Genomic DNA, 12371 nt, shown 5'->3' with positions numbered 1-12371 from the left:
GTTACCGAGTGCCGCTCTTGACGAACGGCGCTCGGCATCTAACGTGAAATGGCTTAGCCAGACTTCTCGGCCAAGGCCGCACGCGAGGTGAGCACGTCGTCGATGACGCCGTATTCCACCGCTTCCCTGGCGCTCATGAAGAAATCGCGCTCGGTATCGCGCTGAATCTTGTCCAGTGGCTGACCGGTGTGGTCGGCCAGGATCTGGTTCAGCCGCTCGCGGGCATGCATGATCTCGCGGGCATGGATCTCGATATCCGATTGCTGGCCCTGAAACCCGCCGGAGGGCTGATGCATCATTACCCGCGAATGCGGCAGCGAGTAACGCTTGCCGGCCGCACCCGCGGCCATCAGTACCGCCCCCATGCTCGCCGCCTGGCCTAGGCACATCGTGGCCACGTCGGGCTTGATGAACTGCATCGTGTCGTAGATCGACAGACCCGCCGTTACCGCGCCGCCCGGCGAGTTGATGTACAGCTGGATGTCCTTGTCCGGGTTGTCCGACTCAAGGAACAACAGCTGCGCGACGATCAGATTGGCCATGTGATCGTCGACCGGCCCGACACAGAAGATCACCCGCTCCTTGAGCAGGCGCGAGTAGATATCGAAAGACCGCTCACCACGAGCCGTCTGTTCAATGACCATCGGGATCAGACCCAGGTTCTGGGTCTGCATGCTGTCATGTTCTGCCATAACGATTCGCTTTCCTTGCGTTGGCAGACAGAGCCGGAAAATCAGCCCTGCTGCCGATTGGCATTGAGAAGCTCGTCGAGCTCCGTGTCCTTTTCGGTGATGGTGGCATTGGCCAGCAGATCATCGACGACCTGCTGCTCCATGACCATCGCCTGCAGACCCTGCATCAGTTGCGGGTTCTGCTGATAGTAGTTCTTCACCGCCTCGGCCTGGTCGCCGTAACCGGCCGCGATCTCGTCCATCTTCTCGGCGACCTTGTCCTGATCCAGCTCAAGTTCCTTCTCCGAGATCACTTCGGCGATCAGCAGACCGAGCGCGACGCGCTTGGTCGCCTGTTCACGCAGCGCGTCATCGGGCAGCAGCTGCTTGGCCTGTTCCTCGTTGCCCTGCATCTCCTCGGGCATGCGCTGCATCGCTTCCTTGCGCATGCGATCGATTTCCTGGGCCACCATCGACTCGGGCACATCGATCGGGTTCGCCTCGTACAGCGCATCCATGGTCTGGGTCTTCACGCTGGTATCGATGGCGTGCTTGACCTCCTGCTCAAGCGACTCGCGAATCTTGTCTCGCAGCGCCTCCAAGGTACCTTCCTCGATGCCCATCTGCTTGATGAACGCTTCGTCGACTTCGGCTGGCTTGGCTTCCTTGACGGCCTTGACGGTCACGTCGAAGGTCGCGGTCTTGCCCGCCAGATCCTCGGCGCCGTAGTCCTCCGGGAAGGCCACATCGACCTGGAACTCCTCGCCCGGCTTGCGGCCGACCATCGCACGCTCCATGTCGGGCAGGAACTGTTCCTCGCCCAGCGTGATCTCGATATCGTTGCCGGTGCCGCCTTCGAAGGCTTCACCATCGATGCGGCCGACGTAATCGACCACGACCTGATCGCCGTCGGCCGATTCGCGCTCGACCTCTTCCCAGCTCTTGTTCTGGTCCCGAATACGATCGAGCGTCTTGTCGACCTCGGCATCGGTCACTTCAGCGACCGGCTTTTCGACCGTGATCGAATCCAGACCCTTGAGCTCGATCTCGGGATAGACCTCGATATTGGCCGTGAACGACAGCGGGCCGTCTTCCTCGAAGGCATCCAGCTCGATCTCCGGCTGCCCCGCCGGGTTGAGCTCGGACTTCTCGACCGCTTCCGGATAGGTGCTCTGGATCAGCTCGCTGACCGCTTCCTGGCGTGCCTGGGCACCGTAACGCTGATACAGCACCTTGGTGGGCGCCTTGCCCGGACGAAACCCCGGGATCCGCGCATGCTGGCCCACCCGCTTGACCTTCTCATCCACCGCGGTGTTCACGCGGTCGGCCGGGATCTGGACCTTCAGACGCCGTTTCAGGCCACCGGGGTTTTCTACGGAGACGTCCATCAACTACCTCGAATCGATTCTATTTTGAGCGTATGAACGGGCAGCGCGCCGACACGCACCGCCCGGTTGACCGGCCAGTATAGCAACCCGGCCCAAACCGGGCGTACCCGATCCGTTTTTTTTATTCAGTCGCGCGCCGGCGGCGCCATGAATTCGGGGCCGACCGGATCGGTGACGTGCGTATCGACGATGCGACCGATTTCTTCGCGCGCGTCGGGATCCAGATGCCATCCTGGCACATTGGCCACGGCATCCATTTGATCCGGCGTACGCGCGCCCCACAGGGCGAACGCATGGTCGTATTGATCGAGCACCCAGCGGATCGCCAGATCCAGCACCCGCTTGTTGTAGTGCTCCTGCGCGAACTTGTCGAGCGCATCCACCGCGGCCAGGTACTGATCGAAGCGCGGCTGCTGGAATTTCGGATCGCTGTTGCGCAGATCGTCGCCCGGAAACTCGCGATCCGCGTGCATCCGGCCGGACAACAGACCACGGCAGAGCGCGCCGTAGGCCAGCAGACGCGTGTCGTGCTCGCGCACCCAGGGCAGCACGTCCCGGTCGATCTGGCGCTCGAACAGGTTGTACGGGTTCTGCGCCACGTCGATCGGCGCGACCTCCGAGAATGCGTCCATCTGCTCGGGCGAGAAATTGGAAACACCAATCGCACGGATCTTGCCGGCCGCCTTCAACTCGACCATGGCCTCCGCGGTTTCGCGGGCATCGACCAGCGGATCCGGCCAGTGCACCTGCAACACGTCGATCACATCCGTGCGCAAGCGACGCAGGGAATCGTCCACTTCCTTGAAGATGCGCTGCTTGGTCGCATTACGCTGTACGCCGCCATCATCGTCCCATTCCAGCGCGCATTTCGTGGCGATCACGACCTGGTCGCGAATCCCGCCTTTATCAACGGCCTTGCCGACAATCTCTTCGGATCGACCGAAGCCGTACACCGGGGCGGTATCGATGAGCGTCACGCCCCGATCGGGCGCGCTCTGAATCGTGCGAATGGACTCGGCCTCGTCCGTGCCGCCCCATTTCCAGCCGCCGATCGCCCAGGTGCCCAGACCGATCCGCGACGCCGATAACCCTTCGCTGTTGATCTCGCGTGTTTCCAACACTCATCTCCTCAATAGCGTAACGCTCAGGAGATGGGATCAGTCGCGCCGCATTCAAGCGCACACAACCCTCTCGGCCAGGAGCGGGCAAAAAAAACGCCAGCAAGAGAACTCGCCAGCGTTTTTCAGGAATTGGTGGGCCGTGTAAGACTCGAACTTACAACCAATTGATTAAGGGACAACCACACCGTCCATACCAATTGATTCACGAAACTTCACTAAGCTATATACATCAACGACTTGTTGGTTGTTCGTAGTTCACGCGTGCTACGCTCAATGCCGCAAAATGCACGCGCATCGTAGCACCGGCTAACCAATTGACTATCGATTGATGCGCGGCATTGGTTCCCAAGCGAGGCCCCAATGACCGAACAAATCAGCTTCACGAAACGCACGATCGACGCCCTTCCCGACGCGCCACCCGGCAAGCGCGCAAGCTACGCCGACCGGACTGTACCGGGCCTGCGTCTGGTCGTCACAGACAAGGGCTCGAAAAGCTGGCAGATGCAAAAGCGCATCAAGGGGCGCGGCGGCCGACGGCTGACACTCGGTCGCTATCCGGATATGCCGCCCGCTATGGCGAAGAAAAAAGCCGCGATCGTCTCGGCACAGATCGCCGAAGGCGTGGACCCGCACGCGGAGAAGCAGAAAGCCGATTCTCAGCGCTTCACCCTCGGCGATGCGCTCGAACTCTATATCGAGCGTCACAACCTGAAAGCCACCACGGTTAAGGGCTATCGCCAGAATATCGAAGTCGGCTTGAAGGACTGGACGAAAAAGCCGCTGGTCGAGATCAACGGCCGCATGGCGGTCGATCGACACGCCAAACTCGCCGCCGACTCTGGCAACCCGTACGCCGACCAAGTAATGCGCACACTGCGCGCACTGTGGAACTTCGCCGAAGGCTTGTTCGAAGACGACGACGGCAATTCAACCCTGCCCGTCAATCCCGCCAAGCGACTGTCGAAGGTGCGGGCATGGCGCAAGCCGGCGCCGCGCAAGACTTATATCAAGGCGCACGATTTGCCGGCATGGTTCAACGCGGTGAACACGCTGCGCGCCGAGCCTTGGGGCACGGCGTCGCAGACGGCCGGCGATTACTTCGCGCTCTTGATCTTGACCGGGCTGCGGCGCACCGAAGGTTTGTCGCTGCGCTGGGATTGCGTCAATTTCCACGAGCGCACGCTGACCGCCCTCGATACGAAGAATCACAAGGATCACACGCTCCCGTTATCGGACTACCTGATCGATCTGCTTGAAGCCCGGCGAAAGGCGCACGAAACAGACGCGGCATTGGCAGGTACGCCCTTTGTCTTCCCCGGCAGCGGTCGCGCGGGCCATTTCACCGAACCCCGCTATCAGCAGCAACGGATCGTCAAGGAATCCGGGGTGACCTTTCGTATACATGACCTTCGCCGAACGTTCGTGACCACGGCGGAGCGGCTCGGCGTGCCAACCTATGCACTCAGCGCCTTAGTGAATCACGAGATTGGCGGCCACCCGATCACGCGCGATTACGTCTCGATCGAGATCGAGCGGCTGCGCGACCCAATGCAGAAAATCACAGACTTCATGCTCAGCACCGGCCGTATCAGACGCTCAGCATCCATTACCGATAACGACCAATCATCAACGGCAGACGCTTAAATGGGCAGCACTAGCGACCCCGACAACAAAGACCCCGCACAAGTCATGGCGGAACAGGCAGCGGCGAGATTTCAGCAAGCGGCGCGCGAGGAAGCCGCGGCGCCACAAAACAAAGCATACCCGCCGCGCTTCAGCGCAATCTGCCTCGAATATGCGCTTCGCGACACATGGACGATCGAAGAATGCGCACTACTGCTCTGCGCCTGTGACCCGCGACGCGGGATGTATCGACAGGGGCAAGAAACACTCAATGCCGAACTTCTGCGGATGCGGCGATTGCTCGAAAGCTGCCTTGGAGTCTCGCTTCAGCCGGTTGGACAGCAACCGCGCTTCCGCAAGGCAAAAACGCGCGTTGATGCTAGACAGGCGGTCGTGGTTGCGGAAAACAAGGAACTCGCGATTCCACAAGACTTGAAAGCCGCTTTCGATGCCGAGCCCGGCGAACCCGAAGCGCCGCATGGCAATCAAGTGCGCAATGAACAAAAGCGGCGAGCCGCTGCGGATGCCGCGCAAAGGCTGGTGCGCCAAAAGCCTCGAACCTTCGCCCACCCGGACGGCTCAGCGAAGATATCCACGCTCTCCAGACATCTGGCATCCCATCCCGAGGAGTGGGCACCGAATTATCGGCCCGGCGATGCCGCGCCGCTGCAAGCCGATGCGATCGCGAGAGCACTGCGCGACCGACTGCGAGTCTAGGGTAGGCGAGTAATTTAGTCGCATAGGGGATTAAAAATACACGCGTCTCCGGACGACGGCGCGCATCTAGCCTTAGTGGTGAAGGTTCAACAGCCCAACCTCACCACGATGAATAAATACGAAGTCCCCGCCCTACTCACGTCGGAGCAAGCCGCCGAATTACTCGGCGTAACCGCTCACACGCTCGCGGTCTGGCGCTGTGAAAAGCGTTATCCCCTGCCCTACGTCAAACGCGGCCGCTGGGTGCGTTACCGCGCTGCGGATGTCGCGAAGTTCATCGACGACAGCATGCACCAGGTGTCGGCATGAGTCGTCCAGCAGGCGAACAAGCCGCCGATCCAATCCAGCCCGAACTGCTCGCCTCGGGTGGCGTGTTCGACCGGCATAACGCCAGCGTCAAGACGGAAGCCTGGAACACGACCAGCCACCCGGTTCGATTGACGCTGGCGGATGCGACCGGCCAACACGCGTCGGCCGTCTATCTGTCATTCGAAGCAGTCGAACAGCTGGCCCGCGATCTCAAGGCCTGCTACGAGGCACGGCGCGCGTTCGACGCTGCCCGTACCAAAACGGACACGAAGCCATGAGCGTCATCGAATACGTTAGCGGGTTGTCAGCGCGGGAAATCCCGGCCGACGGGCGGATTTGGTTACGGAAACAACTAGACTCCCAACCCGTTCCGGTCGCGAACGCACTGGCCGAACAGCATCGGCGCACCTATCACGCAGAACGTGACCAAGGCCGGCCGAACCCGATGCGGCCCGCCAACATCCAGTTGCGGGAATTCGTCGAAGCGTCACAAGGGCTTCTGCCGCCGAGTGCGACCGGCGACGATATTCGAGCCTTCGCAAAGCGCCGTAGCCACGAGTGCGAGCAGAGCATGCGCCGCGTCAACGGTGATGAAATGGCAACCTACGCCGCCGGTCACGGCGTGGTCTCGCGTTTCGGTCTGGTTCCGCCCACGCCGAACCGTAATCGCACCCTGTTCGGCTGTATCGAGCGCATGCGCGATGAGGGCTGGTGGCGTAATCAGTTGCACAAGATTCACGGCCGCAAACACGAGCAGCAAGCGCGCTCATTTGGGCTCGTTCATAAACGCGCCGGCCTGTATATCAGCGAATACGGCTTCCAGCGTTATATCGGCCGCCAAGAAAGCAACGCCCGCGCTCTGAATGACACGATGGCGGTCTGCGAAACCGGCGAGGAATTCAGCCTTGCTGAGATCGCCGACAAAGGCCTGAGCAATCCCAGCATTCGCCGCAACGAGATGATGGGGCGTATCAATGGGATCGAGCGCTACGCAGAGGCCCGAGGCGATGTCGCGCTATTCGCATCGATCACCACCCCGCCCGAGTTGCACGCCGTCCATTCCAAATCGCTCGAACCCGGCGATGGTCAGCACGTCACACCCCGCGAAGGTCAGGAATGGTTGATGGCGCAGTGGAAGAAGTTTCGCGCGAAGCTCAAGCGAGCATCGATTAACGCGTATGGCCTACGGGTCGCCGAACCCCACCACGACGGGACACCCCACTGGCACGTCCTGCTTTTCGTCGATCCGGCGCAAGCCGACTTGTTACGGCGCATGCTCACCGTCTACTTCGTCGCCGGGTCCACGGACCGAGCGCGGCAAGAGCGCGCCTGCGATATTCAAGCGATTGACCCCCAGCGCGGCTCGGCAACCGGCTATATCGCAAAATACATCTCGAAAGGCATGGACGGGCACGGGCTCGATTACGCGGCGACGCTCGATTCAGACGGGCAACAAGTGGGCTTAGAAACCGATCCGAAGGACGCGGCCCAGCGCGTCCGGGCTTGGGCGTCGCAATGGGGTATTCGACAGTTTCAGTTTATGGGCACGCCCGCTATCGGGCCGTGGCGCGAACTGCGCCGTATACGTAACGAGATTGAAGGCAACCCAAAGGCCGAAGCGCTGCGCAAAGCCGCCGATGAGGGCGACTACGCTCGTTACATGGAACTCATGGGCGGCGCAGCCGTTAAGGCCAGCGCGCGACCCGCCCATGTTCGTTACGCAGCCGATACCGAATGCGGCCGTTATGGCGAAACCAAACAGCGGGCCTACCTCGACGCCTTCGGCGTTACGTATACGACGCGCCCGGTCCGCTGGATAATCGAATACCAACCAAGCGGCGAGAGTCGTAACGGGGACAACGCCGAGCAGTTCGGGCGTAACGTAACGGGAAGCGGAGCTACCGGAATCCGGGCCGAACCCGTAACGGGAAATCTCAAACGCGATTTCCTTAACGAATTCCAGCGCGCGGCGTTAGCGCAACGGCGAAGCCGTGAGCACTTGGACTCGTGGAAATAACTGTACGCAACGAGCGCTGTAGTTATCGCGTTCCACGAATGACCTCTTCGATCTCATACCGTATTAACGACGGAACTGACCCATTTTCTGCAAGGAATCGCCCTAGAGCCGCGACGCACTCCCCCCTTTCTAATCTAGAATCATTTATTTCGTCCGATACTACTTTCGCAGCCGTGCGTGTCAGACCTAGTGAAATCATGTTTATCATCGTTTTATTACTTGCACCGAGCTCCAAAAAAAGCCCAAATGGCGGAATTCTTTCTGCTTCGGCGCCCCGATTTCGTTCTGAAAGATAGAATCGTATGAGATCGGCGTAACAATTGACATACTTTACGAAGCGAAAGCGCAGTCGATTTTCAATCTGAGTAAGCGACTCTCTGATCACAGTGTCAGGATTACGCTCCGGAGCCCGTCTAATGGCTTCATCGAGAATCCGTCGAAGGCTTTCTCCTCGCATCCACTTAAGTGCCAGCGTCGCAAAAAAGGTATGCGACCTATCTGCTTTAGGCAGACCTTCGAAATAATTATTAAAGCGTTTAATAAGTCTTAGACACGAATTATAAGCGTTACTAGAATGTGGATGTGGGGGAACGAGCTGATCCAAACCTACACGGTCCGCTCGGCGCACTATATAATCATACATCCGCTGTTGCCGGAGTGCCGAAATGCTCGAATGCCTACCGGTAATTTCTAGAGGAAGCGTTACCAGCTTATCTAGTTGCCTTAAGCCTACAGACAAACGCTCCTTGTCGCTTGAGGTCAAATCATCGCCGTAAAGCTCAAATGTTCTCTCGAGTCGCCCTTGACGATAATCGTTGAACAGTTTGGCAGCTGTTACCTCTACCTCCTGCGCTGGCCCCTCCGATAAGCTGCGATTTTCAATAAACTCCGCAATCTCTGCATGCGAATTCGAAAGGCTCTGTTGCATCGCTGGAATTAAAGCAGCCTCTCTATCACCTTCAAGCGCCTTCTCGCGCCAAGAGCCGTAATCTATTAGATAGACATTACCTTCGAACTCCTTACCCAGCCGCCCAGCTCGCCCAACCAGGTTCCAAAAGTCGTGATTACTAAGTGGGATATTTTCATGAGTTTTATAATCCCGACCTTTAGTTGGATTGATCATGAAAATATTGCGCGCAGGAAGATTCACGCCTTGCAATAGCGTGCTAGTACAAACTAAATAGCGTATATGGCCTTCTTTAAATAGCCGCTCCACATTGCGGCGAAGGACCGCTGGCATACGTCCATAATGATACGCCACACCGTAAGGCAGACAATCCACGATGGAGTATCTCGGATGAATATAATTACGAACTAAGCTGCTCAACTCATCTAATTCGTCAATAGTAGCTGTGTTCGCGCCGCGAATTTTTTCTTTTATTTTTTTTGCAATTTTTTCTGCTTTCGCCTGACCACCCGCGTAGATTAACGATTGTTGACCGTCACCAAATTGACTACTAGCCCACGCGAGCTTCTCGTTTTCGCTAAAGTTCGAAATATCTGATTCAACTCGATCTATTGAGAGTCTTCGGCCATCGACCCAAAGGTCGACTTTGACGGCGGATTCCTCACCCTCTACCAACAGCAGGTTTTGAGCAACAGGGGATTCGATCGTCTGTATATTTTTTATTGAATCGATACCAAGGAGATTTCCATAAATCTCAAGGTTTTTGGTCAACGGCGCCCCGAAGATGAACTGCGGCTTCGAGTCGCCGTTACTGGTTGCCGCCAAATCCTGTAGCACGGACTCTAAGAGCGTTCCTCGATCACCTTCGGCAAGACTGTGCGCCTCGTCCACAATGACGACATCCGGCTCCACCTCGCGCGGGTAATTCGCTCGAAGCAGCTGTAGCCTTTCTTGAGTTAAAACATAGATACAGGATTTAGAGGTATCTAGATTAGGCTCAGAGATCGTGTAGATATCTAGATCGGCTATCTCTAGTTTTCTACTAAGCGCTCTCAGATCGCTTGAAACTTGAGAGATTAAAGCTCTACTCGGCACTAAATAGACCGCAGTGAACCCCCTTGCATTTTCCGATCGTGCCAATAAATAGCCTTGTACAACGAACGACTTTCCGGAAGACGTAGGGCCACTTATACAAACAGCGTCATTGTCTTTTAACGCTTCCCATATATCTCGCTGAAAGCCTGTCAGAGCAACAGCACTCCGTCCGGCTATTTGGACTGTATTTCTACCTTGATGCGCCTGGATCTCATACCAAAGCGACGACGGAATTCTAGCTAGCGCTTTGTCGCCAACATCTTTTAATAGTGTTTGCAGCACCGCAAAATTTCCGAGCCGACCCAAAATGATGGTACTAATATCACCGATACGATCGAACTCCTCACTATTCGACCATAAAAGGCTAGTAGCAATACGATAGGCAGCCTCACGGTGTTCCATCGAAGTCGACTTGGCAAAAACGGCCGCAGCTTGTAATAAGTTTGCGATCACTGTTTCACTTAATGAACTGACGTCTGTAGTCAGGGAAAGCGGCTGCGAACTTACGATTCCTTGCGAAATCGCAGCCGTGTAATCGCGATGGAATGACTCATGGGCCCAAATACGAGTTGCAAGCTCGTTCAACATGGCGCGGGCAAACCTATTTCTGCAAGAAACTGATCACGGAATTTCTGCACTGACTCAAATGGAATAAGGAAAAAATGAAACTCTAGATTCTCTATATCGTTAGCTTTTAGGCGTTTACGAAAACTACTGCAAGCAGATTCTATTTTTTTTGAAATTCTTGTTGAAAAACATGTTCTGCCTGCTCGGGCGATAGACCTTTCAGCTGCTCGTATAGCGGCAAGTCGAAGCATTCGAGACACGCGTATACATCTCTTCGCTCGTTGCTCTTTGGGCTATATGGGTCGAAGTAATCTAAAACTCTTTCCTTTAGATCGCTATTTCCGTCGCCGGACAAACTAAAGTGGTCGTTTATTATTTCGATATCGCGCGATTTACCGCTTTTCCCGTCGTTGCTTTTCACAAACTCCGATATCGAACTGCTTATAGCATGAATACCGCCTAGAAGATCGCCATATAACTTAGATTCTCCCCAATACATCAGCAATTGGTCGCTTTCCGAATCATAGCCAACATGCACACTGTCAGCGCCATGAACTGGCACATTCTGTGATGTTTTTAGATACATCTTACAAGCTATCTGCGGGGCTTTTAGCACGGATTCTAAAATGAGAAATAAGATCAATTCGGCAGGTTCACCGCTTGTGCTCTTTCCTTCCTTACGCGCTTTGACAAATAGATCTCTGGCTTTATGCGTTAACTCGGTCGTATAAGCTGAGTCGCCTTCAACATAAGCTTTCTGCAGAGCTTCCCAACGCTCTTCATAAGGTATGCAAAACTGTACAATTTGCTGAGAGATATAGATTAAAAATTCCTCAGCCGTTGGCAGCCCATCTCGAAACGTTAGGTAGTAGAAGCGTGCGTTAACCTTACTGTCACCGTAAGGCCATTCGTACGCATGCTCGGTCAGTCGTGCATGAAAGGCATCGACGCTCCTGCTACTAAGGGCTAACGATGTTTCAAGCTCCGCTAGCCACGCCCCCTCGATACTCATAGGTAGACCCGGTCATTGCTCCTCGAGTACCGACCATAACTGATACCGTCTTCTCCTGCTGCACGTAGCGCACATCAGAATCGGGGCCGAGCCCGTCCTAAGTCATAGGGTAAGAAGAGGGCTTCGCGTTACCACTCCTGAGCGCGTCCTTACGCACGGCAACACAGCAATAGCTTCCGGCTGTTGGGCTTTAAATCCGCTAATGTAAGAGCGCCTTGGCGGGGCCGTGATGGATTTGAATCACGAACCAATAGGGGAGAAGTTTCGAGAGATTTTGAGGCGCGGAGCATTTGCCCACAGCCATTCGCGCCTTTATTACCGTTACCTTCGATGCGCTTGAGAAAGATAAGCGAGGCTTCGCACGGCACACCGCCTAGAATTAAAACGCGTTGTGCGCACGCGGACAATTCCGACTAGGAATCTCGGAGTCAAGCTTCGGGTACCACACGCCAAGCGAGGCCCCGCGCGCTCCGTAGAAGCGGCACAGGCCTCCAGACCCGAATCAACTACCACGAGCTTTCCGCAGTCGAATTGTTCCAGGTAGCTTAGGCTAGCGCCGATATCTGCGGCGCCCCCGCCTTGGGAAAGCGCGATAGTCGCGCGCGTCGTGCGATTGGGCATAGGTAAGAATGGGGCCTGAACCATTTCGTTATCGCATGTTTAACACGCTTCAAACGTAGCACCCGCGTAGAACGCGCAAAAGAAAAGCCGCTTAGCATTTTCCGTAGAATTTGCTAAACGGCTGTTTCTAATACTAAAAATTGGTGGGCCGTGTAAGACTCGAACTTACAACCAATTGATTAAGAGTCAACTGCTCTACCATTGAGCTAACGGCCCGTATCGCATCAGACAGTGGGGTGGACGATGGGACTCGAACCCACGACGACTGGAATCACAATCCAGGGCTCTACCAACTGAGCTACGCCCACCATCGTCTGATGCCG

At 56.3% G+C, this 12371-nt stretch carries 10 protein-coding genes and 2 tRNA genes; 5 read left to right on the top strand and 7 right to left on the bottom strand.

Annotated features, from left to right (window positions below):
* Positions 1-53: 53 nt before the first annotated feature.
* From clpP to SALB1_RS11860, 3 genes are all read right to left on the bottom strand, one after another.
* Positions 54-692 (bottom strand): ATP-dependent Clp endopeptidase proteolytic subunit ClpP, encoded by a 639-nt coding sequence (gene clpP, locus SALB1_RS11870; protein ID WP_109994062.1) that lies wholly within the window; start codon positions 690-692, stop codon positions 54-56.
* Between the two features lie 41 nt (positions 693-733).
* Positions 734-2059 (bottom strand): trigger factor, encoded by a 1326-nt coding sequence (gene tig, locus SALB1_RS11865; protein WP_109994061.1) that lies wholly within the window; start codon positions 2057-2059, stop codon positions 734-736.
* 125 nt (positions 2060-2184) lie between these two features.
* Positions 2185-3177, bottom strand: coding sequence for an aldo/keto reductase (locus SALB1_RS11860; protein ID WP_109994060.1), 993 nt, complete (start codon positions 3175-3177; stop codon positions 2185-2187).
* Between the two features lie 363 nt (positions 3178-3540).
* Here SALB1_RS11860 and SALB1_RS11855 point away from each other — a divergent pair, with 363 nt between their 5' ends.
* The 5 genes from SALB1_RS11855 to SALB1_RS11835 all read left to right on the top strand — a co-directional run bounded on the left by SALB1_RS11855 (position 3541) and on the right by SALB1_RS11835 (position 7846).
* Entirely contained in the window at positions 3541-4824 is a 1284-nt protein-coding gene (locus SALB1_RS11855; protein ID WP_109994059.1) for an integrase family protein, read from the top strand.
* Between the two features lie 45 nt (positions 4825-4869).
* Entirely contained in the window at positions 4870-5520 is a 651-nt protein-coding gene (locus tag SALB1_RS18785; RefSeq protein ID WP_145961312.1) for a hypothetical protein, read from the top strand.
* 108 nt (positions 5521-5628) lie between these two features.
* A complete protein-coding gene (locus tag SALB1_RS11845) occupies positions 5629-5829 on the top strand; it encodes a helix-turn-helix domain-containing protein (RefSeq protein ID WP_109994057.1) in 201 nt (66 codons plus the stop codon).
* Entirely contained in the window at positions 5826-6107 is a 282-nt protein-coding gene (locus SALB1_RS11840) for a hypothetical protein (RefSeq protein ID WP_109994056.1), read from the top strand. Before SALB1_RS11845 ends, SALB1_RS11840 begins: the two co-directional genes overlap by 4 nt.
* Positions 6104-7846, top strand: a complete 1743-nt coding sequence (locus SALB1_RS11835; RefSeq protein WP_109994055.1) for a replication endonuclease — start codon at positions 6104-6106, stop codon at positions 7844-7846. The genes SALB1_RS11840 and SALB1_RS11835 overlap by 4 nt, the downstream gene beginning before the upstream one ends.
* A gap of 22 nt (positions 7847-7868) precedes the next feature.
* Here SALB1_RS11835 and SALB1_RS11830 read toward each other — a convergent pair whose 3' ends face one another.
* The 4 genes from SALB1_RS11830 to SALB1_RS11815 form a co-directional block, all read right to left on the bottom strand.
* Positions 7869-10436 carry a DEAD/DEAH box helicase gene (locus SALB1_RS11830; RefSeq protein ID WP_109994054.1) on the bottom strand — a complete coding sequence of 856 codons (2568 nt, stop codon included), beginning with the start codon at positions 10434-10436 and terminating at the stop codon, positions 7869-7871.
* 139 nt (positions 10437-10575) lie between these two features.
* The gene (locus SALB1_RS11825; protein ID WP_109994053.1) at positions 10576-11427 is read right to left on the bottom strand and encodes a DUF1837 domain-containing protein; all 852 of its coding nucleotides are present in this window, start codon (positions 11425-11427) and stop codon (positions 10576-10578) included.
* A 762-nt stretch (positions 11428-12189) separates the two neighbouring features.
* A tRNA-Lys gene (locus SALB1_RS11820) sits at positions 12190-12264 on the bottom strand.
* A gap of 16 nt (positions 12265-12280) precedes the next feature.
* Positions 12281-12356 (bottom strand) — tRNA-His (locus tag SALB1_RS11815).
* Positions 12357-12371: the final 15 nt, after the last annotated feature.

The organism is Salinisphaera sp. LB1, from assembly GCF_003177035.1.
In the GTDB taxonomy this organism is placed as follows: domain Bacteria; phylum Pseudomonadota; class Gammaproteobacteria; order Nevskiales; family Salinisphaeraceae; genus Salinisphaera.
Note: the sequence above shows the minus strand (reverse complement) of the source record. Positions and strands in the feature narration are given on the sequence as shown.